Annotated in this window: 21 protein-coding genes; 5 read left to right on the top strand and 16 right to left on the bottom strand. The window is 38.1% G+C overall.

Features of this window, described 5'->3' with window-relative positions:
- Positions 1 to 91 precede the first annotated feature (91 nt).
- The 4 genes from ppc to ACZ9EE_RS08825 all read right to left on the bottom strand — a co-directional run bounded on the left by ppc (position 92) and on the right by ACZ9EE_RS08825 (position 6,198).
- Positions 92 to 2,851, bottom strand: a complete 2,760-nt coding sequence (gene ppc / locus ACZ9EE_RS08810) for a phosphoenolpyruvate carboxylase (protein WP_476026269.1) — start codon at positions 2,849 to 2,851, stop codon at positions 92 to 94.
- Between the two features lie 173 nt (positions 2,852 to 3,024).
- Positions 3,025 to 4,233: a cadherin-like beta sandwich domain-containing protein gene (locus tag ACZ9EE_RS08815; protein WP_476026271.1), complete on the bottom strand. Its 1,209-nt coding sequence runs from the start codon at positions 4,231 to 4,233 to the stop codon at positions 3,025 to 3,027.
- A 179-nt stretch (positions 4,234 to 4,412) separates the two neighbouring features.
- Positions 4,413 to 4,862: a CoxG family protein gene (locus ACZ9EE_RS08820; protein ID WP_476026273.1), complete on the bottom strand. Its 450-nt coding sequence runs from the start codon at positions 4,860 to 4,862 to the stop codon at positions 4,413 to 4,415.
- Between the two features lie 154 nt (positions 4,863 to 5,016).
- Positions 5,017 to 6,198 (bottom strand): LL-diaminopimelate aminotransferase, encoded by a 1,182-nt coding sequence (locus ACZ9EE_RS08825; RefSeq protein ID WP_476026274.1) that lies wholly within the window; start codon positions 6,196 to 6,198, stop codon positions 5,017 to 5,019.
- A gap of 185 nt (positions 6,199 to 6,383) precedes the next feature.
- On the opposite strand from ACZ9EE_RS08825, the gene ACZ9EE_RS08830 reads away from it, so the two are divergent.
- On the top strand, positions 6,384 to 7,040 hold the full coding sequence (locus ACZ9EE_RS08830) for a YczE/YyaS/YitT family protein (protein ID WP_476026275.1): 657 nt from the start codon (positions 6,384 to 6,386) through the stop codon (positions 7,038 to 7,040).
- On the opposite strand, the gene ACZ9EE_RS08835 is transcribed toward ACZ9EE_RS08830, so the two are convergent.
- The 4 genes from ACZ9EE_RS08835 to ACZ9EE_RS08850 all read right to left on the bottom strand — a co-directional run bounded on the left by ACZ9EE_RS08835 (position 7,035) and on the right by ACZ9EE_RS08850 (position 10,205).
- A complete protein-coding gene (locus ACZ9EE_RS08835) occupies positions 7,035 to 8,219 on the bottom strand; it encodes an MFS transporter (protein WP_476026276.1) in 1,185 nt (394 codons plus the stop codon). The two genes, ACZ9EE_RS08830 and ACZ9EE_RS08835, sit on opposite strands and share 6 nt — an antisense overlap.
- 134 nt (positions 8,220 to 8,353) lie before the next feature.
- Positions 8,354 to 9,130, bottom strand: coding sequence for a nucleotidyltransferase domain-containing protein (locus ACZ9EE_RS08840; protein WP_476026278.1), 777 nt, complete (start codon positions 9,128 to 9,130; stop codon positions 8,354 to 8,356).
- 44 nt (positions 9,131 to 9,174) lie between these two features.
- Complete coding sequence (locus ACZ9EE_RS08845) at positions 9,175 to 9,828, bottom strand: histidine phosphatase family protein (protein ID WP_476026280.1); 654 nt, start codon at positions 9,826 to 9,828, stop codon at positions 9,175 to 9,177.
- Between the two features lie 182 nt (positions 9,829 to 10,010).
- Complete coding sequence (locus tag ACZ9EE_RS08850; protein WP_476026282.1) at positions 10,011 to 10,205, bottom strand: IDEAL domain-containing protein; 195 nt, start codon at positions 10,203 to 10,205, stop codon at positions 10,011 to 10,013.
- Between the two features lie 259 nt (positions 10,206 to 10,464).
- On the opposite strand from ACZ9EE_RS08850, the gene ACZ9EE_RS08855 reads away from it, so the two are divergent.
- Positions 10,465 to 11,310, top strand: a complete 846-nt coding sequence (locus ACZ9EE_RS08855; RefSeq protein ID WP_476026284.1) for an alpha/beta fold hydrolase — start codon at positions 10,465 to 10,467, stop codon at positions 11,308 to 11,310.
- A 44-nt stretch (positions 11,311 to 11,354) separates the two neighbouring features.
- Here the strand turns inward: ACZ9EE_RS08855 and ACZ9EE_RS08860 are convergent, their stop codons facing one another.
- Complete coding sequence (locus ACZ9EE_RS08860; protein WP_476026286.1) at positions 11,355 to 11,954, bottom strand: response regulator; 600 nt, start codon at positions 11,952 to 11,954, stop codon at positions 11,355 to 11,357.
- Entirely contained in the window at positions 11,951 to 13,087 is a 1,137-nt protein-coding gene (locus tag ACZ9EE_RS08865) for a sensor histidine kinase (protein WP_476026288.1), read from the bottom strand. The genes ACZ9EE_RS08860 and ACZ9EE_RS08865 overlap by 4 nt, the downstream gene beginning before the upstream one ends.
- A 257-nt stretch (positions 13,088 to 13,344) precedes the next feature.
- On the opposite strand from ACZ9EE_RS08865, the gene ACZ9EE_RS08870 reads away from it, so the two are divergent.
- Positions 13,345 to 14,124: an alpha/beta fold hydrolase gene (locus tag ACZ9EE_RS08870; RefSeq protein ID WP_476026290.1), complete on the top strand. Its 780-nt coding sequence runs from the start codon at positions 13,345 to 13,347 to the stop codon at positions 14,122 to 14,124.
- 76 nt (positions 14,125 to 14,200) lie between these two features.
- Here ACZ9EE_RS08870 and ACZ9EE_RS08875 read toward each other — a convergent pair whose 3' ends face one another.
- From ACZ9EE_RS08875 to ACZ9EE_RS08900, 6 genes are read right to left on the bottom strand one after another with little or no spacing between them, the layout of a single operon-like run.
- Positions 14,201 to 15,268, bottom strand: coding sequence for an alpha/beta fold hydrolase (locus tag ACZ9EE_RS08875; RefSeq protein WP_476026292.1), 1,068 nt, complete (start codon positions 15,266 to 15,268; stop codon positions 14,201 to 14,203).
- 21 nt (positions 15,269 to 15,289) lie between these two features.
- Positions 15,290 to 15,856: a polyhydroxyalkanoate biosynthesis repressor PhaR gene (locus tag ACZ9EE_RS08880; RefSeq protein WP_476026294.1), complete on the bottom strand. Its 567-nt coding sequence runs from the start codon at positions 15,854 to 15,856 to the stop codon at positions 15,290 to 15,292.
- A 33-nt stretch (positions 15,857 to 15,889) separates the two neighbouring features.
- Complete coding sequence (locus ACZ9EE_RS08885; protein ID WP_476026296.1) at positions 15,890 to 16,486, bottom strand: hypothetical protein; 597 nt, start codon at positions 16,484 to 16,486, stop codon at positions 15,890 to 15,892.
- A gap of 14 nt (positions 16,487 to 16,500) precedes the next feature.
- Positions 16,501 to 16,950: a hypothetical protein gene (locus tag ACZ9EE_RS08890; protein WP_476026297.1), complete on the bottom strand. Its 450-nt coding sequence runs from the start codon at positions 16,948 to 16,950 to the stop codon at positions 16,501 to 16,503.
- Between the two features lie 33 nt (positions 16,951 to 16,983).
- Complete coding sequence (locus tag ACZ9EE_RS08895) at positions 16,984 to 17,763, bottom strand: SDR family oxidoreductase (protein ID WP_476026299.1); 780 nt, start codon at positions 17,761 to 17,763, stop codon at positions 16,984 to 16,986.
- 24 nt (positions 17,764 to 17,787) lie between these two features.
- Positions 17,788 to 19,413, bottom strand: a complete 1,626-nt coding sequence (locus ACZ9EE_RS08900) for a long-chain-fatty-acid--CoA ligase (RefSeq protein WP_476026301.1) — start codon at positions 19,411 to 19,413, stop codon at positions 17,788 to 17,790.
- Positions 19,414 to 19,930: 517 nt separating this feature from the next.
- Here ACZ9EE_RS08900 and ACZ9EE_RS08905 point away from each other — a divergent pair.
- Positions 19,931 to 20,737 (top strand): alpha/beta fold hydrolase, encoded by an 807-nt coding sequence (locus ACZ9EE_RS08905; protein WP_476026303.1) that lies wholly within the window; start codon positions 19,931 to 19,933, stop codon positions 20,735 to 20,737.
- 305 nt (positions 20,738 to 21,042) lie between these two features.
- The gene (locus ACZ9EE_RS08910) at positions 21,043 to 22,374 is read left to right on the top strand and encodes a hemolysin family protein (protein ID WP_476026305.1); all 1,332 of its coding nucleotides are present in this window, start codon (positions 21,043 to 21,045) and stop codon (positions 22,372 to 22,374) included.
- Positions 22,375 to 22,388: the final 14 nt, after the last annotated feature.

Genomic DNA, 22,388 nt, shown 5'->3' on the forward strand with positions numbered 1-22,388 from the left:
TAATTCACAAAATGTTCAATAATAACAGTGGCAGCATAAAAAAAGATCCTAAACTCTGTTTTGCTAGAGTTTAGGACCTTCTTCAATTTAATCAGCCTGTATTACGGAGTCCTGCAGAGATTCCACTAATAGTAAGAAGGACTTGGGTTAAGATTTCCTCATCCGGCTCTTCTTGTTTCCGTAATTCTTTAATCAGTTCAACTTGTAAAAAGTTTAACGGATCCACATAAGGATTGCGTCGATATACTGATTCCTTAATGTTCGGTGTATGGTCGAGTAATTCGCTATCTCCTGTGATCTTAAGGAGAATCGCTTTTGTTTTTTCATATTCCTCAAGAATATTCGTAAATATTCTGTCGGCTATGGTTTTGTCTTCAACAAGCGTTAAATATTCTTTGGCAGTTGTGATATCTGCCTTCATTAAGGCCATATTTAAATTATCTATTGTAGATTGGAAGAATGGCCATTTCGCATACATCTGCTGTAGTAGCTGCAGATTTTCCGTGCCTCTTGATGCGAAACTGTCTAAACCTGTTCCAGCAGCATACCAAGCCGGAATTAGCTGACGGCTCTGCGTCCAGGCAAACACCCATGGGATGGCCCTCAGGTCTTCAAATCTTCCACGATTCTTACGGCTCATTGGTCTTGAACCAATATTTAAGTCTCCGATTTCTTTTAACGGTGTTGCTTGGTTAAAGTAAGTAAGGAAATCAGGGTCACTAAAGACAAGTGATTGATATTTAGATAAAGCATAACCAGAAATTTCCTCAACGGCCTCTTCCCAAGCACTTTCACGGAGTGTTCCCTGCTCTTTTTGTAAAGAATGGGCCGCTGAAAGAAGAAGGGTGGATGTTGCTTGCTCCAAACTGCGATAAGCGATATCTTCAAGCAAGTACCTAGAAGATAAAACCTCCCCTTGCTCGGTAATTTTAACACCATCACCAATTGTTTCTGCCGGTTGTGACAGGATACTCTTATTTAAGGTACCGCCGCCGCGTCCTAATGACCCGCCGCGGCCATGGAAAAACTTAGGACCAATTTGATATCTTTTCGCCAACTCATGAATTTCGATTTGGGCTTTATACAGTTTCCAGTTAGCTGTTAAGGTTCCTCCATCCTTACTTCCATCAGAGTAACCAAGCATGATTTCCTGTTGATCCCCTAAGATTTGAAGATGCTTACGGTAGATAGGCATTTCAAAAAGGGTCTCCATAATTTTCGGACCTGCTGTTAAGTCATCAATTGTTTCTAAAAGCGGTGCAACATTTAGGTGGCTTTCAAGTGTACCATCCGCATGAAGACGGTAGAGACCCGCCTCTTTTGCGAATACAAGTACTTCTAATAAGTCACTTGCAGATCTCGTCATACTCACAAGATAGACGGTAATTGCATTTTTGCCAAACTCTTCATGTGCAGATTTTATCATTTGGAAAACTTTGATCATTTCTTGTGTTTCTGCTGAATAGTCCTCATTCAACAATAACAGTGGACGTGGATCCATTAGGATATTTTGTAATAGCTGTAATTTTTCCTGTTCAGGAAGTTCTGCATAATTTTCGGTGATTCTCACTTTACGCAGGATTTCTGTCATCGCGGCCTCGTGTTCTCCGCTATGGTTTCTAATATCAAGTGTCGCCAAGTGGAAGCCAAATAATTGTACTTGTCTAATTAACTTTTGAATGGTCCTTAGCTCATGATCACTAGGGTGATGCCTTTTTAAACTCCTATTAATCATTTTTAAATCAGCCAGTAATTCATCTGCTGTTTTGTATCCAATCTCGGATTTACCTACCTGCTTAACGCGTTCAATAATTACCGCTACGACACGACGGTAAACCTCCGTATGATTTGGCCACTTTTTATCATCGGTTAAGTATAAATCTTCTTTTTCCTCAAGGAATGTAAGAATTTCCTGATTGACGTTCACCCTTGTTGTCGAATGGCTGTATCGTTTCATGATGTCAATTAAAATATTTTTATATTTCTTTAATACAACTCTCCGCTGTCTTTGGAGTGTCTCCCAAGTAACATCACTTGTTACGTTCGGATTGCCATCACGGTCTCCGCCGATCCATGATCCAAAACGAAGGAAATTAGGGACGTTCCATGAAGTGGTTGGATAATATCTTTCAAGGCACTCTGCTACTTCCTGATGAATTTCAGGAAGAACGTCGAATAAGGTTTGGTCAAAATAATAGAGTCCATTACGCACTTCATCCAACACTGTCGGTTTGTGATCACGTAATTCATCTGTCTGCCAAAGGATTGCTACCTCATTGAATAGATTGTCCTCGAGCTTTTTCTGCTCCCTAGTCGTCAAAAGAGGATGATCGAGATTTTTCAAAATGACCGCAATACGCTGCTGTATCTCGAGAATAGAACGTTTGGTAGCCTCTGTTGGATGGGCAGTTATAATGAGTTCTAAAGACAATGTATGTAAGACTTTCTGGATCACATCTTCACTTACACCATGCTCTTTAAACTTTAGAATGGCACTCTCAATAGAAGCAGGCTGAACGATATTTCCTTCTTCAAGCTGATATTGTCTCCGTCTGCGAATGCGGTGATTTTGCTCCGCAGCATTGATCAAATGGAAATACATTGAAAATGCACGAATGACTTGTTTACGTATTGGTGAATCAAGGCTTGCAATTTCCGCCTTTAATTCCTCGTAAACTCCTTCATCGAAATGCTCCCGAAGTGTTTTGCACATGAGTCTTATTTTTTCAACTTTATCAAAAAGCTCGGGCCCGCCATGGTCGACAAGAATATCACCAAGCATTTTCCCCAGTAATTTCACATCACGACGCAATGGAAGACTGCTGTCATTTACTTTCAATTCTGTTGTCATTCTATCACCTTCCCCTTAATTCAAAAGATTCACTAAATTTTTTATATATAAATATAACATATTTTTTTGAATCATGTTCAACTTTTTATTTCATTTTTCTATTTTTTCTAAAAAAAATAAACCAGACTAGTATTTTTTCAGGTTTATTCTCCTTTATAGACATAGGTTTCACATTAAGTCCCTGCTCTATCAAAAACTAGTACATAGGTTTTTCGGTCGGTATTATCATAGGTTACCCTGATAGAAATTATTGTTTTATTGTCGTCGTCCAACTGGATCGTTTTGCTAGTTCCCCCTTCGATGGTTATTTCAGAATTGCTATAACTTGCGGTTGGATTAATCGTTACGGTTTTGGTATCACTTGCAACGGCTACATGATAAGTATACTCGCTTGAAGTAAATGTACTATCCCATGTTCCTTCAGATACCGTTAAGTTTGAAAGTGAAGCCTTGGTTGTTTTTTGAGCGGTTCCTATTGTAATCTGCCGGTTAGCGGCAAGCTGGGAAGAATTCGAGTTTGTTCTGGTTTGTGTTGGAAAGGAGCTTCCAGTCTGAGTTGGGAGTCCGCTTCCGCTTTTCGTTGAACTGTTACTTCCATTTTTTGTTGATCCAGTTCTTCCGTTTTGGGCTGATCCAGTGCTTCCATTTTGGGCTGGAACGTTGCCTTTTCCTGACGATGTATCTTGGCGTTCCACATGAACTGTGTACCTAAGCTTCGCTCCATTCTCAGCTGTTACTACGATATGGATATCTGATTTGCCCACCGGAACATTAACTAGGACGCCTTTTAACGTCACCTCTTCTCCATTCACTTCAATTTCAGCAGTTTTTTCCGCTGCAATTGGCAGGACCGTTATGGTTTGGGCAGCATTTGGGAGTTGCACAGAATAATCTGTCACAGCAGGTGAAAAAGCAGGTGAAAGTTTGCCTGTTGATAGTTTAATATCTTGAAGCTGATTCAAGCTGCTTTGCTTTCTAGTAACAATTAACGTATAGGTATTGGTTAAATTACTGCTATTATCCTTTACAGTGATAAGAAAGATATTTTGCCCGGTTTGCAGTGAGTATTGCTCAGCGGTCCCGCTTGTGATCGCTTTGTCATTAATACTTATGATTGAATTGTCATTGCTGCCTTCAACAAGCAGATGAATCGACTCTGTTTCATTATCTACTGTAGCTGAATATTGATGATTATCTGCAGAAAAATCTTTGTCGAGCTTGACTCCATCGATTTCTAATTTTGAGAGTGTATTTGTTGTTTGGGTTACTTGAGTCACACTTTCAGCATAGACGGTTGTTGGCAGATTATATCCAGTTCCCAGAACAAGTAACGAAACAATCAGGACCGCGTTACGGCCTTTTTTTGGTATCTTTGTTAGCATTGTTAATCCTCCCACTTTTAGCTAAGTGATTTTGGACTAACTTTACCATTGAATGCTTAAGAATATCTTAATTTTTATGAGAGATGTTTATTCTTAAGGATAGTTACCCTTTTAGCGGTAAATAAAACCATCTTTTTAAAAAAAGCCGCTACCCGATTGAGGGGGTGCGGCTTTAGCATTTACTTATTATTAAATTCTTCGAGTTTAGAAGAAATGGCGGCTGCTACCTCTTCATCAGATAGATTAACGGCTTTATTAAAGAGGGTATTTGCCAGTGTACCCATTGGCCCTGTTGCGTTTATATCAAGATAACCGGTCAGGCGGGTTTTATTTTTGTTGATGGCTTTTGCTTCAAAATATCCTTCCCCAAGATACTTTTCGTTCTTCCGCCTTAATTCAAAGCTCACCTTACTTGGTTCGTTCCACTCCTTAATATCAATTAACAAGGTGACCTTTTTTTTGACAATCCCGAGGTCGCTTTTAAACTCCCAGCTAATCTGCTGGTCATTCACCTTTTGATGTTGAATATAACCAGGGACAAGTGGTGCCCAATTGTTTTCATCTCGAATAAAGTCCCATATGACCTCAATCGGGATATCTAATTCTACATGTTGTATTTCACTTGGCATTGCGGTATCCCTCTTTCATTATCAAAGTAAAAGACCTTCAAGGACTGAAGGTCTTTTTTTTAAAATATATGTTTACTTTGATACTTATAGAAGAATAATTAGTTTTTTCTATACAAGGAAAAAACCTTGTGCATTGCTAGTTACATCACTTTTCTTATTTTTCAATTAAACGATCCGCTAAAAATTGTTCGATCCGTTCTGCAGCCTGGGAAAGCATCACGGGCGGCTGGACAAGGGCAATGCGGACATAGCCTTCTCCTAGTGAACCGAAAGCATCACCAGGGATCACAGCTACACCAGCTTTATCAATTAATTCAAAGGCAAATTGACGTGACGTCCACCCCTCCGGAATCTTTGCCCAAACAAACATTGTTGCTGGAGACTTTGCGACCTGCCAGCCGCCTTTTTTAAGTCCGGCAATCAAAGCTTCTCTGCGGAGCTCATATTCCTTTACCTGTTCATATAAATATGAAAAATCAGAAGTTAAAGCCTTCACAGCCGCTTGCTGAATGGGATAAAAAACTCCGTAATCAATGTTCGATTTAAAGGTTGCTAATAAATTGATAGCTTCCTCATTTCCTACCACATAGCCAATCCGGCAGCCGGCCATATTAAATGTTTTCGAAAGCGAGTTAAACTCGATTCCTACTTCTTTCGCTCCAGGAACGGCCATAAAACTAATTTGTGGATGATTGTCAAAAATCAATTCGGAATAGGCAAAATCATGAACTACTAAAATATTATGTGTCTTTGCAAACTCGATAACCTCTTCAAAAAATGCCTCATCCGCCAATGCGGTAACCGGATTCCCCGGATAACTTATAATCATCATTTTAGTTTTCGGTAATACCTCTAGAGGGATATCATTTAAGTTTGGTAAAAACCGATTCTCTGCCAGTAATGGCATTGGGTAGATTATCCCTCCAGCAATATTGACACTCGCCTCGTAAATTGGATAACCAGGATCAGGTACTAAAACATACTCCCCAGGGTTAATAATAGCAGAGGCCAAATGGGCTAAACCGTCTTGTGAACCCATCAACTGCAGCACTTCTTTAGCATGGTCTAAATCAACGCCATAACGCTGCTTATAAAAATAACATACCGCCTCATTGAATTCGGCTATTCCTTTTAATGTATAGCCATATTTACTGGTATCTTTAACAGCTTCAACTAAGGCATCGACGACAAAGGACGGTGGAGGAAAGTCTGGACTCCCGACACTAAGATCGATCACGTCGATCCCCTTTTTCATTGCCTCCACTTTTCGATCAGCCACTTCTTGAAAAATACTAGCTGACATTTTTTGAAGTTTTTCCGAACCGATGAAATTCATAGACATTCCCCTCTAATTGTTTACTTTTGTAATTTTAATTATTTTAACATATTTCTGATTATAGCAATCCATTTAAATTATCCTATGAAATAAATTAACCATTGATTATATTCGATAGATATCATAAGATTTTTAGAGTGGGTTTTTAATATTCAGAATTGTCGTTCTCCGGAGGTTTATCTGAAATGAAATTATTTCAATACTGTCTATTCTTTTTAGGATTAACCTTTTTTGGCTTAGGCAACGCTATAGCCGTAAAGGTGAAATATGTTGGGTTACATCCGTGGGAAGTGTTGAATGTCGCCCTTTATCAGCATTTTGGTTTAACAATTGGGACTTGGGGTGTCATTTGTGGTTTGGTTCTAATCCTCATCTCATTATTTGCTGCCAGAAGTTATATTAACATTGGGACCATCTTAAATGCCTTGTGTATTGGACCCATTATGGACTTCTTCCTTTGGTTAGACATCCTGCCAAAAGCAACGAATACTTGGGTCGATTATCTGATCCTTCTCTCTGGTATTGTTATAACTGGGATAGGTGGAGGCATGTATGTAGCTGCAGGAATTGGTGCAGGCCCGCGTGATGGCTTTATGCTGTCGATTTCAGACAAAACAGGGTTATCTATTAGCAAGGCCCGGGTCATCGTTGAAAGTTTTGTTTTAGTGATAGGTCTTAGTTTAGGAGGCCCGGTATTTATCGCAACTTTTATCTACACCTTTATTCAAAGCCCTATTTTCCAGCGTTCCCTTAAGATTTTTAAAGGAATAAAGGAAAGGGTTAAGACACAAAATGTGGTCTCATTCAAAAAAAATCCATCAAATGATGGACTTAAGTTATGAAATGTTCGGTACGTATACCTTATTTAACCCTTTTACCGTGAAAAAGCTTGCCAAGATTAAAAATGCAAATAACAGAAAGATATTGTTTACACCCACTCTTGAAACAAGAAAACCTGTTGTTAGTGATGTACTGATTTTCACAATAGAGGCTAGAATTGTCCTTAAACCAACTACTCGGCCGATATATTCTTTGGTCGAGTTCAACTGTATCAAGGTTTGCGTGATAATTAAATGTGACATCGTAAATAAGCCAAACACAAAGATTAGTAAGGCAGCAACTGTTTTCAATTGATTCAAGTGTAACAATAATGCACATAGAGTCATACCAGACATCGTAAGCAAGATTGCTTTTTGCTTATATTTTTTTATAAAGAAAGTCACTACAATTCCCGCTAAGATACCTCCCACTGCAAAAGATATATCGAATAACGAATAAAGTCCGCTTCCACCTTTAAACGTCTTTGCAAGCGGCAGTAGAATGGTGGTCGTCATTTGAATACTGACACTGTTTAAAACCGATAAAAACATAAGATATTTCATACCTCTGCGCTGATGAATATACTTCCAGCCTACCAGAAGCTCTGAAAAATATTGAATTTTCCTCTGAATTTTCTGCTTAGCACTGATCCGGATTATAAGAGTGTAGAGAACTGCAGCTAATAAAAAGGTGGCAGCATTAATAAAAAAGCTTAATTGTAAGGATAGTTTTATTAATAAAATTCCCGATACAGCCGAACCAGTAATAAGTGCACTTTCATTTAAGGAAGTTGATTTTGATATGACAAATGGAATATCCTTATCCGAAAAAGATTCTTTGATGAAAGACTGCTCAGCAGGTTTATAAACCGTATAACAAACTGCCAGGAGAAATTGTAAAAAGTATATAAGAGAAGCAGACTCTATTTTAAAGAAGAGGAATAAGCCCATCGTAAGGACAATAAAGAAACGAAGGGTATCTGTTAAAACGACAATGAATTTGGAATTACGGTGATCAATATATACAGAGACAAATGGAGTTAATATAATACTTGGCAGATAATAAATAGCAATCATCAAACCAATTGAAAGTGCTTCCCCTGTTAAATGATAAATATACCATGTTACAGCAATTTGCTGAATTCCATCCCCAAAATTACTAATCATGGATCCAAGCATATATAATCGTTGATTTTTTCTCATGAAAATTCCTCCTTTTCCGCCTCCCCTATTGTAATTCTTATGGTTAATATGGAAAATTAGAAAAAGTTAATAACTTTCCTTAAGAAATTCTTATAGTAGAAAAGCCCGCCATTTGGCGGGCTTTAAAAGTCTGACTATGATTGGGACCACACTTCTTGAAGCACTTTCCTAAATAACTCATTTAATTCTGTAGTATAGTCCGTTGTTGGTCCTCTCAATTTCTTAGCATAATCCTCAAGATGGTTGATTTCTTTTTCAATGAAGTCATAAATAATCGGGAAATTAAGTTCATAATCGGGATCATCCTGGTTTATTTTTCTTTTGATAAGAGTATGAATTTCCTGCTTTACTTCCTTCTCTCTAATCAATTCCTCTATTAATCGGTGGAGGTCATTTGGAGGGAAGTTGTTATATCTTTTTATCCATATACCAGCTAAGATGGGCCGAATTATATTTAGACAACGCTTACTATTTATGGGTTCTGTCTGAGAACAATTCCGATAATTCCCTTTTGCCATGTTTAAATAATGAAATAGGGACGCCCTTGGTTGAAAAATTTCCTTTTCTAATTCCTTCATCCTTTCAAGCAGTGAAAAAGCTTGATAGTAAACGATATCAGAATGAAGCCATTCCAATAAGGAGGGATTTGACTTTTTAAATAGCTGAAGGGCTTTCCGCAAATCCCATCCATTTAGATCAAGTTGTTCATTTATCGGCTGTTCAATGACATCACGTTTTTGATCAATTGATAAATACCAATCTTTTTTATGAACATATATGAACCGGATGTCGTAATCGCTATCTTTTGAAGATGTGCCCCATGCCCGGCTTCCAGCCTCAACGGCGTAGCATATCTTCACTACAAATTCCTGCTCAATCCTTTTTAATTCCTCCATGATCCTTTCTTCCACGATACTTTCTCCCTAAATCATTCTCTTTGGTTTTTTTAAATCTTCTATTGATTAAAGGAAACAACTTCGAAATTGTTACTTGTATACTTTAATACAGAAACACTAGAATTTTTAATATCTATTCCCTTATCAAGTTCAGTTGAGAATTTACTAATGATATTTCTTATTATAACGCCATGTGTTACAAGTAATATGTTTTCATTATGACTTTGACTACTTGAGACAATCTCATTTAATCCTTTTTCAATCCGTTCCCACAGTTCATTGTAATTTTCAGCATGATGAAATGGGTCAGATTTTTTAAAGAAATTCATTACGTCTTCTAGATTATGTTTTTGAAACAATTGCTTCGTGCTTGAACAGTGATTGTCTTCGGCTATTTTTCGAAAAACAACCTCAGAATATTCTCCCTCAAAGCTTCCAAAAAAACTTTCTCGAAAGGCTTTTCTTCTATTTATCACCAAATTATTCCTGTATTTATTTTGTTGAAGGATTAATTCAGCGGTTTCAACTGTTCTACCTGAATCGCTTGTATATACACGGTCGAAAGGAACAGTGGCCAATGTTTTACCTGTTTCAGCAGCAACAGCCTTCCCTTCGTCAGTTAACGGGCTGTCAGCCCAGCCTTGCATTTTTTTATATCGATTCAAATATGTTTCACCATGTCTTATTAAATACAAATTGAAACTAGTATCCATGGTATCCCCCAGCTCTTTTTTGGATTTAGCAATTTAACACAATAGAAAAGATTTATCAGCGTTTATTCCACAAACAACTAACCCACTTATTAACGATACCATACTAACCAGAAACCAGAAAGAAGCCCTTATCCAATTAAGGATAGGGCTGGTTTTGGATATTAGATTAGGTAAGAAATGAATTATGAAATCATCTTTAGCTCTTCTGTTAACTTAAGGAATAACTCTTTATCCCCATTTTGCAATGTTAGGTCGATTTCCTTTCGGATATTCTCCTTCTTAAATTCGAGCAAGGCATTGTTTAGGAACATCTCAGCAATAACAGCATCTTGATTCTCATCCGAATGTTGTGGTGAATTTAATAATTTCTTTTCCATGGAAATCAACTCCTTGAGCTTTTTTTCATTATACAAGGAGTTTTCTAAAAATTCAAACACTTTATTTCAATTTCCCAAAAATATTTTTACCTTGTTGGTGTCAGGCACCACGAAAAGACATTTGTCTTTATAGAGTAGACACTAACTTTTAATTCTTTCTACATATTTACCTTATATTTCTTATTATAACTAGGGGCATTTTTTTCATGGTGTGGGGAAAATTAATGGCAACTATTATGTGGAGCAGGAGGAATGATGTATGGAGCAGGCAGCTTTTACCGGCTATCAGACGGTAAATAATATTAATGTTTATTATGAATTTTATCCCCATCAAACAACGAATAAAACGTTTGTTTTATTACATGGATTTCTTTCATCCACCTTTACTTTTCGCCACTTAATTTCATTGTTAAAAAAAGATTTTCAGGTTTTATCTATTGATCTCCCCCCGTTTGGAAAAAGCGAAAAATGCAATCAGTATGTGTATTCCTATAAAAACCTAGCACAAACAGTCATTCAATTAACAGAATCCCTCGGTCTTAAAAACATGACCTTTATCGGCCATTCAATGGGGGGACAAATTGTTCTCAATATCCTTCATATGATGCCGGATATTGCGGATAAAGCGATTCTCCTCTGCAGCTCAGCATATTTAAAGCGATTTAAGTTCCCTTTAATCTTAACTAGCTATTTACCTTATTTCCATCGCTTTGTTAAATACTATTTCGCCCGTACGGGAGTGAAGAAGAATCTCCAGGAAGCATTGTATAACCATTCCATCATTAATGAGGAAATGATTAACGGCTATCTTCAACCTTTTTTACAGGATGAAATATTTAGAGCACTAACCAGAATGATAAGAGATCGGGAAGGCGATCTTCCAGTTGAAGTGCTTCAGCAAATCAAAACACCTTGTTTATTAATTTGGGGCGATCATGATAAATCCATGCCTCTTAAGGTAGGAGAGCAGCTGAATAAAGATTTAGCCAATTCCGAACTGATCGTATTAAAAGAAACCGGACACGCTGTACCAGAGGAACGTCCATTTGAGGTTTTTGAGTACATCAAAAACTTTTTAGACAGATATCAAACAGCTATTGAGTAAGAGGAAAGTCTCCGCAAAAAAAGGTGTATTCCCAAGAATACACCTCATTTAAACCAGCCCTTTTCTTTTGAATGAGTGATAGCTTCAATCCTGTTTTTAACTTCCAATTTGTCTAAGATAATGGAAATGTAGTTACGGACGGTACCTGTTTTGATACTAAGGGTTTCCGCAATTTCTTTGGTGTTTTTCCCGTCTGCCACAAGCTCAAGAACTTCTTTTTCCCTGTCCGTTAATGGATTTTCTTCCCCGTAAACATCATCCATTAACTCTGGCGCATAAATGCGTCGTCCCGCCATTACATTTCGGATAGAATTGGCTAACTCCTCACTTGGGCTATCCTTTAACAAATAACCGCTTACTCCTGCCTTTAAAGCCCGCTGGAAATAACCTGTCCGCGCAAAGGTCGTTAGAATGATGACTTTACACCCCAGACCCTTTAGTTCCTCTGCAGCTTCAAGTCCGCTTTTTCCAGGCATTTCAATGTCCATGATACATACATCAGGCTTATATTTCTTTACAAGAGCTACAGCCTCCTCACCATTTGAAGCTTTACCGACCACTTCCATATCATCCTCCAAATTAAGCAGGGAACCAAAAGCTCCAAGCAGCATTTGCTGGTCTTCCGCGATAACGATTTTAATCATTTGCCATCCTCCTTATCAATTGGCTTTACGTCATTTGGGACGGTTACGATTAAAGTGGTGCCGTCCTCTGTCAAAAGCTCTAAGCTGCCATTAATAAATTCCAGACGTTCCTTCATACCAATTAAGCCATGCCCCTCAGCCAGTTCATCTGTATTGCCCTTGAAAACACCATCATCATGAATCGTCATGACCGTTTCTTTCAACAATTGTGCGATAGAAATAGTACAAGTCTTTGCCTCACTATGCTTCACCACATTGTTCACCGCCTCTTTTAAACACATACTTAAAATGTTTTCGGTTAGCAGCGAAACATGTTGAAGTGCAAACTCGCCATTACATTCAAAATTAATCTGGGCAGCCTTTATCATTTGTTTAACTCTGAATATCTCATCTTTCAATCGAATCCCCCGCATGGAAGACACCATTTTTCTCACTTCACTTAAGGCAGTCCGGGCTGTCTGCTGCACATCCTTTAATTCATCCCGTGCCTGCTCAGGGTCTTTCAAAATTAACTTCCGAGCTAAGTCTGTCTTTAGGCCAATCAAAGAAAGTTTTTGCCCTAGTGTGTCATGCAGATCACGAGCAATCCGATTTCGTTCCTCCAGCTTCACAAGCTCTGAAATTCGCTTGTTGGCGTCCTCAAGCTTTTCTTCAAGCTGGCCGCGCTCTTTCCGGTTATAAATACTAAACGGGAGAAGGATCACACTAATCCAAATAATGATGACAAATGGCAGCTGCTGAAGGAACAATTTTTCTTGCATAACAATATTATAGTTGATCGATGCTGACGTACTTATGAGATGAATAAAATATAAAGTTAAAAACGCAATCCGGTCCTTAATATTACCGATAAAATAAGCAAGAAAGAAAGCAAAATAAACATAGCTATAAAGACTGGACGCTGTTATGGATATACCAATTAAAATTAAGGTCCATAAATAGACAGGCCAGCCCTTAGAAATAAACGCAATCCGGTAGAGAATAAAGAATACCAAGGTCAGTAAAATCCCTAGAACAATCCCGAGCGTCGAAGTAGACTGGAATATAAAGTAAAAGGGAAGTATACCAAGAATGGTCCATATATAGGGGGCAATACCGTTACTCTTTTCAAAGGTTAAATACTTTTTAATCATTTGTAGTTCCTCATTAGATTAATACTTCCTGCCTCACTGATTTTTTTATCATCTTAATAATTCATTTTAGCTGATATCCCTCCATCTTAAAACAAATTACTCTTCATTACTGAATTTTCTTTATATATGTAATTTACATATATTGGTAATAAATAAACTCTTGTGCCTATATAATTAATTAATCAGAGTTTTATAAATGTTTACACCTTACAAATATTGGCAACATATGTTTATAAAAACACTAGGAGGAAACAAAATTGGGAGAATTTTTTATTAGCGGCTCCGAAATTCCTTATTTACGATTTGGTGAGGGTGAACCATTAGTCTTTATTCATGGCCTTGGAGAGATAAAAGAGGGTTGGTCAAACCAGTTCGAATTTGCCGATCAGTATGATTTAATCATACCCGACTTGCGTGGTCATGGTGAATATCAAAAGCCTGGAGAGATTTCAATCAAACACTTTGCTGAGGATGTTATCAGCCTATTAAGCGGCCTCGGGATTGAAAGCGCACACATCTGTGGCTTGTCTATGGGCGGCATGGTAGCTCAGGAAATCTACCGTCAAGCCCCTGAAATGTGCCGTTCCTTAATGCTGGTTAGTACTTTTCACTATGTGCCTGAAACGCTTGGAAAGCTCTTTTTAAAGTATCGGAAAGCACATGCGGCAAATAAATCACCGGACGTATTAAGAGAAACGGCCGCAAAAATTTGCCTCTATTCATGGAATAAAGATAATTTTGAGAAGTTTTACCAATTTTACCGTCCGAATAGAGAATATTATTTTAAATCGATGGAAGCATGCCTGGAAGTGAATAATTTAACTTTACTTCCTAAAATTAAGGTCCCAACCTTAATCATTGGCGGACAATATGATTCCGTCATTCCTGTCTGGGTACAGCTGCTGATGCATAAACAAATTCCTCATTCTGAATTTGTGATTTTCAGAAATACCGGGCACATTGCCAAGCTTGAAGCAAAAGAAAGCTTTAATAGAACACTAAGAAGTTTTTTAAACAAGCACAAAACAGCAAGTTGAAGGGGGGAATTTGCATCCTCCTCCCCTTGCCTATACCCTATTATATATTTACTTGTACCCGAAATTATGACTAATTTTAAAGCGGATTGGAACGGCTCGATGCCCATTGATGGACAATTTTTGCAAACAAACCCGTCAAAGCCAAACTGACATGACCAGCTTCAACCGTGATATAGGATTTATCCTTACTAGAGGCCAAATCCATGATCGGTTTACTTTGCTCTTCAAGAATTAAATTGTCTCGTGAACCGGAAACGACAAACAAGTTGGCCTTAATATTTTTTAAGTCTACTTGTTTATCTCCAACCATCATACCTCCTTTAATGAGCTTATTCTCTTTAAAGAGGTCACTTGCCAATTGACGATATGCTTCACCCGCAAATGGAACTTGATCAAGTGTCCATTTATTCATCCTGCGCCACTTATCCACATATTTGGAATCATGTGCCCGATGCAACAGCGTGGTATAATTTGTAAAATAAATCGGTGCACCGATTGCCCTGAACATACCTTCCACTAATTTTGGAGGAATAATCCCGTAGGTTTCAATAAAGCGTTCGAAGTTTACATCTCCCTCTCTAAGCCCTTCTGCCCACTTATCAGGTCCCATAAATGGCTGAAAATCAATTGGTACAGTCGCAACAATCAGATTCTTGATTGGCTCTTCTGCAATCGACGCATAAATGGATGCTATCGTCCCGCCTAAGCAATAGCCGATTAAAGTAATTTCAGCAGCGCCTGAATGGCGAATCGCCCGCTTAACAGCTGTCCGCAAATATTTTTCAATGTAGGTGTCAATCCCCATCTGCTTGTCTTCATAACCCGGTGAACCCCAATCTAATAAATACACCTCGTAGCCCATGTTAGTAAGTCCCTCAATGACACTAGCCTTAGGGGCGATATCTAAGATGTATGGTTTATTAAACAAGGAATAAACGAAAAATAAGGGAATTTCATATTTTTTTTGTTTTGCTGGATAGTGCCATAAAACGGATTTATTTTTCCTCCAAACTTCATTCCTTGGAGTATGGCCAATTTTGGGCTCGGGTTCACTTAGAATCTTAAACACGTTAGCCCAGCGCTGCCTTTCCTTGTCATAATCAAAGTCGGGCATGAACTCTGTTAAAGGTGAATCTGCTGCCAATGTAGTTTTCTCCCCCTTCTGTTAGTTTCCTGACGATGTGCCTGTTAACACAGGTTCGATAGACTTTTCTTCTTTAATTAACTCTTTAATCGTCTCAAATTCCTGTTTAAAATCATTCAGTTTTAATAATTCAAATTTCAATTCCTGCAGTTCGGCATGCAGGCCCTTTGTATCTGCTAGTTCTTTCTTCGTCTTAACTAATTCCGTCTTTAATTGCTTGGTAAGTTTAATGATTTCTTTGGATACTTCGACAACACTTTCAATCTCTTTATTTTGTGACTTTACAGAATCCTGTAAATCCCAAATTTGCTCCTCTAAGGCTTCCATTTTTTCTTCCGCTTGAAGGGTTAGGTTAGCCACATTTGTGACATCATTTTTTGTTGGTAAATTAAGGGCACTTGCCAATGATTCTTGATTCTTTTTAAATGTTTCAAGATATTGCGAATGCAGATCTGTCCCTCTGTGTGACATTTTTACAAAGTCTTTATTATTGGTTAATAGAAAGATAAAATCATTAATTTGTTTTTCCCACAATAAACTAAATTTATGAAGGGATTCATATGGATCGTAATTTTTTTTGTCAGACATCTACCTTCACCTCTTGTTCTTTTGTTTACTCTATTACTTTTTCAAATATTTTTGAAAAGGTAAAATAGCTGATTTAACCTGTTTCGTAAAGACGTCAACAAATAATTTTTGATTTTCATAGAGGACATTTGTTGTTTTCTTCACACTCTCGAGATACTTTTCGCGTCCCTTTTTCCTCATTGAGATAAATTGTTCTACTGTTTCTAATAACTTATCAAGAGCCTGAATCTGGCCAGTTGTTAATTTTTGAACAGGGGTAATTAATAGTTGAGCCGATTTGTTCTGAATATCTTCGACTACTCGATTGATTTCCTCATAGGATTTAACAGGGAAGAAATTCTGCAGCGATGTAGTAGTCATTAACAGTTCTTCACGTGTTGACTGTTCCCATTCCTTTAGCTCCAAGCCAAATTGAGCCGCAACAGTAATCACATTTTCCTGATTTTGCTTGGCCTTTTCGACGTAGTTCCTTACTGCCTCTAAGAAACGCTCATCTTGTTTATTAAACCTTTCAGCCCATCCGTCTAATTCATCAAAACCAAGCTTCCATAACAAGTCAAGACTCGAAAGCTCCTTTTCTAATTCCTCTGTTCCTTGATTTTCTAATACTTTTTGATTATTTTCACTCATAATCGATTTCCTCCTTAATAAATATCCATTTCAAATAGTTTCTTTAATTCCTGTAATTCAATTTCTAATGTTTTAATAGGATGGCTGCGTTTATCGCTTACCTCACTATTTAAAAAAGTGGACCATTCTTCCAGTGATACCCGAACCATTGCCAGCTTTTGTTGATTTGTTTTTTGTTGGATAATGATCTCATAGATGGCATCATCCAAAGAATCAATCTGCCCCTCAACTTCTATGATTCTATTAGCAAGGGCAGCAAGTTCATCCTTAGTGGCGAGGCTCTTACGATTTAGCCATCTGGTGGTTAATCGCTTATAGGTCCTTACTTCTCGAAGATGTGAATCCATTGCCTTGCCAACTGCCATTGTAAAGGCTCGGGAATTGGTACTAGCATGAATTCTTTTATTTATCTCTGCTTCGATTTGTTTATAAAATTGAATTGGATCTTGCTGTTTAGAATTCATGGTTGACCTCTTATATTCCTGCCTATTGAAAAATTATTGGACAGCTGCAGTGGTTCCCCCATCCACGACTAAAATATGACCATATACATAATTAGACGCTTCTGAGGCCAAAAACAATGCAGGACCCTTCATGTCGTCATCTGAGCCAAAACGTCCTGCCGGAGTCCGCTCGAGTATCTTCTGTCCCGAATAATCAAGGATCGCTTTTGCCATTTTTGTTGGGAAAAAGCCTGGGGCTATGGCATTTACATGGACATTATATGGGGCAAGTTTTACCGCCAGGTCCTTGGTCAAGGTTATAACCGCCCCCTTACTAGCAGAATAGCCAATCGCATCCATTACCAATGGGTCTTGTCCGCCTACCCCTGCAATGGATGCAATATTAATCATTTTCCCGGACTTTTGCTTGACCATGATTTTTCCTACAGCTTGAGAAAATAAGAAAACACCTTTAAGGTTAATATCCATCACCTTATCCCATTTATCTGCAGGCATTTCTAATGCCGGTGCCCCCCAGCTCGTCCCACTGTTATTTACTAAAATATCAATTCGTCCAAATTCCTTTAGAGTCTCATCGACGACATACTGAATATCTTCAGGATCAGAGACATCACATTTGAAGGCTAAGGCACGAACTCCTTTTTCCTTTAGTGCTTCGGTAAATTGTTTGCAGGCATCTAAATTTCTAGAACAAATAACGATATTTGCTCCTGCTTCTGCGTAAGCCGTGGCAATTTGCTGGCCCAGTCCTCTGCCGCCGCCTGTTACAATCGCTGTTTTTCCTTTTAAGCTAAAAAGCTCTTGAATATTCATTCGGTCCCCTTCTCTCTAGTGTGCTTATACTTTTAATAATTCTTGTTCCCGTAAAACCCTTCTAAGGAGTTTTCCGACCGAAGATTTCGGCAGGTCCGAACGGATTTCTACTTCTTTTGGTGCTTTGTAGGACGCGAGATTTTCCCTTCCAAATTGTTTAATTTCCTCTTCGGTAGCAGAAAATCCTCCTTTTAGTTTTACGTAGGCTTTTACGGTTTCACCACGGTATGAGTCTGGAACCCCAATAACAAGTGCCTCTTCAATGGCTTCGTGCTGATAAAGGACGTCTTCAATTTCACTAGGATATACATTGTATCCGCTTGCAATAATCATATCCTTTTTTCGGTCAACAATATAAAAATAGCCGTCCTCATCCATCTTGGCGATGTCTCCTGTATACAGCCAGCCATCTTTTATAGTCTCCTCCGTATCCTGTGGACGGTTCCAATAACCCTTCATCACCTGAGGGCCTTTAATGACTAGTTCCCCCTCAATTCCTACTGGTGCATCAACGTATTCCCCATCTTGCTGAATAACGATTCTAGCAATCGTACTTTGGACAGGGATTCCAACGCTGCCGTATTTTCTAGGAACAAATGGTGGACTAAAGATAGCCGTTGGTGCCGATTCAGAAAGACCATACCCATCCAGCAATTTCACACCGGTTCTCTTCTCAAATAATTTTGCTGCCTCTACAGGCAGCGGTGCCCCTCCGCAGCTAACGTAATACAACTGGTCAAAACCGGATTCTTCCAAACCTGGCTGGCTGTTTAAAGCAAAATACATGGTTGGAACTCCGGACATTTGGAAAGGTTTTTCACGTTTTACGGTTTCCATTACTTCCTTAGGATCAAACCGCGGCAAAATAATCTGGTTGGCCCCTTCTCGAATCCCGCAAAGGGCCGTACTGGATAGTCCATACACATGGAACATAGGAAGAACAGTTATCATTTTAAAATCATCTGGTTTCTCACAGGTCTTATAAGCAAAATCACAAACCTGATTAAAGTTGGCGAGGAGATTAAGATGAGTAAGCATGACTCCCTTAGAAGGGCCAGTTGTTCCGCCAGTATATTGAAGCAATGCAACATCATTTTCACGATCGATATGTACTTTAGGGATGTTTATATGTTGATGTAGGAATTCGTCGAAGTATTGGTCTCCCTCAGCAAGAGCGGCTCTCTCGCCCCCTAGGCTGACCACAATAATTTTTTTCAAAGATGTTTTTGGCTGGACTTTTTTAACTTTATTATATAGAGTATCTAGAACAACGATATACTGTGAACCTGAATCGATTAAAACATGTTCGATTTCTCTTTCAACGTACATTGGGTTTACCTGCACCGCTATTCCGCCCAGTCGAAAAATCCCAAATAAGCTAAAAATATAGTGTGGAGTATTAGGAAGCATAATGGCTACGCGATCACCTTTTTGAAAGCCCTCATTATATAGACCTGCAGCAAACCGGTCTGTAACCACCTTGGTGTCATTAAAGCTCCAAACCTTTCCATAAAAGGTGAAGGCAGGTTTATCATGATATTGGGTAACTGCTCCTTGTAAAAAATCATAGAGCGAAGTGTGTTCAATTAACACATGCTCATCGATTCTTGGATCATAGATTCTTAACCACGGCTTTTGCTGATAAACCATAAAAAAGATACCTCCTAAGAATTATAGTAACCTAGCAAATATTCTCTTTAATAATGCCGTAAGTCTTAGAAGTAAATCATTTATTAATAGAATATTGATATAACTACGATTATTGTAGGAAAATGCTATTTTGTAAACCCTTCCTTATCGACATTTTTCTTCATTTCCCCAATTCCTCTCGTCCCCTATTAAAATGCGAAATGAACAAACCTTTATATATAAGAACTTTCTAAATAGCTAGGTGTTCCAAACATTCACAACATGATGAATTTTGTCGAAATATTTTATTATTTAGTGAGGTTTTCGACAACGATTAACAGTCACTGTTCTAAAATCTCTTTGTCAAATAATGAAACAAAAATTTTGATATTAATATTCTTCTATAAGATTCTAATCAAAATTAAGGGACTAAGAGGTTAACCTTTAAAAATTAAGAAGACTTACCTTTTTGGCTGGTCTTCTATAGAGCTTTCTTTCATATTATTTACTATTATTGGAAAAGAAAGGGTGGTAGAGAATGCCTATAACCAATGCCAATGGGATTGAGCTTTATTATGAGATACACGGGGAAGGCGAGCCGTTATTATTAATTATGGGATTAGGACTGAATTCAAAGTCCTGGTTTAGAACACTTCCGGCGTTAAGTAAGAAATACAAGGTCATTATTTTTGATAATCGTGGAACAGGGGCGAGCGGTAAACCCAATACACCTTATTCAATCGAACTAATGGCTGACGATAGCCGTGCGATACTAGATGCTGCTGGAATAGATTCCGCTCATGTCTATGGTATTTCCATGGGGGGCATGATTGCCCAAAGGTTTGCATTAAAATATCCAGAACGGACCCGCTCGTTAATCCTTGGCTGTACAACTTCCGGCGGGGTACAACATGTTCAACCTGACGCTGAGGTTTCTATGATGATGCTGTCCAGAGGGTCTGCGACTGCCACACCCGAAGAAATAGCATGGGCTACAGCACCAATCCTTTACAGCCCAGATTTTATTGAATCCTACCGCGACCTGGTGGCAGAAGATATTCGAAGAAGGGTCGAAGTCCCTGTTATGCCCTATGCTTACCTGCTGCAGCTTCAAGCTTGTTTAGCCCATGATACCTATAACGAAATTAATTTAATCAAAGTTCCCGTTTTGGTCATCCACGGCAATGCGGACCGCTTGGTGTCATATGAAAATGGAGTGACCTTAGCGGAGAACATTCAAAACGCTGAACTATTGACGATCAATGGTGCTGGACACATTTATGTGACGGAGGCGAATGATTTAGTAAATGAAAGAGTACTAGACTTTTTAGCAAAAGTTAAATAAAGAAAGGCCCGATTAGAACCTAGTCGGGCCAATTCTCTGGTTATTTTTATGGCTTAACCTTCATAATTTCCTCATCTCGAAGCACCTTTCTAAATAATTTTCCAACTGATGACTTTGGTAAGTCGTCAAGAATTTCGATCTCCTTTGATACCTATACCCTAGACGAAAAAGATGAACTAAAGTTCATGTTTTATTGACAAATAAGATGACAATATGTCATAATTAAACATTAGTTCAATTTTTATGTTTAATAGATTAATAGATTAAGACTGGAGGTGTAGGCCTTAACCTTTAAGGCTATACATTTGGAAATAGTTAACCTGATCATCATCGCCATTTTTATTGCCCTCACAGCCTTCTTTGTGGCTGTAGAGTTTGCAATTGTTAAAGTAAGAGGCACACGTATTGATCAACTTTTGAATGAAGGAAAAAAAGGAGCCAAAGCTGCGAAGCAAGTCGTTACACATTTAGATGAATATCTATCTGCTTGTCAGCTCGGAATAACTGTTACAGCACTGGGGCTTGGATGGCTGGGAGAGCCAACCGTATCTAAATTGTTACAGCCTCTTTTCACCTTACTACACATAGATAGTGCTGTAACACATTTCTTATCCATCGTATTAGCTTTTGTTCTTGTCACCTTTATTAATGTAGTCGTGGGCGAATTAGCTCCGAAATCTTTTGCGATACAAAAATCAGAAACAATTACGCTTCTCTTTGCTAATCCGTTGATTTGGTTTTATAAAATTTTCTACCCATTCATTTGGATTTTAAATACTTCTTCTCGATTGTTAGTCGGTTTGTTCGGTTTAAAACCCGCTTCTGAAAATGAGTTAGCACACACAGAGGAAGAATTGCGAATTATTCTTTCAGAAAGTTATCAAAGCGGAGAAATTAATGAATCGGAATTAACCTATGTAACTAACGTATTTGATTTTAATAATCGGATTGCAAAAGAAATTATGGTACCTAGAACAGAAATGGTAAGTATATCAGTCGATGATCATCGTGATGATATTCTCTCATTAATCAAGGAACAAAAATATACACGCTACCCCGTCATTAACGGGGATAAAGATAATATTATCGGAATTATTAATATCAAGGATATCTTAACCACTAAATTGGATAAGAACTGGACAGAGAAAAAAGCTCTATCACATTTCATTAAACCGGTCATCACTGTTATTGAAACCATTCCTATTCAACACTTATTATTAAAAATGCAAAAGGAAAGGACCCATATGGCGATCCTCTTTGATGAATTTGGTGGTACATCTGGTCTGGTAACAGTTGAAGATATTATTGAAGAGATTGTTGGTGATATTCGAGATGAGTTTGACACTGACGAAGTTCCTGATGTACGTAAATTAGCCAATGAACATTATATTGTCAGTGGTAAAGTCCTAATTGAAACAGTGAACGATATTTTAGGTACTTCCATCTCAAATAAAGATTTAGATACGATTGGCGGCTGGTTCTTGTCAGAAAAATTTGATGTTAAAATGGATGACCTGATAGAATATGACGGTTATTTATTTAAAATTAAGGAAATGGAAGAACATCATATATTATTCATTGAGATTAAAAAACTAGCTCAATTAGCATCCCTACTCCCCCAAAAGTCTGTTTCCTAGAAAAAGATGATTCC

The sequence above is a fragment of the Bacillus sp. URHA0034 genome, from assembly GCF_056280405.1.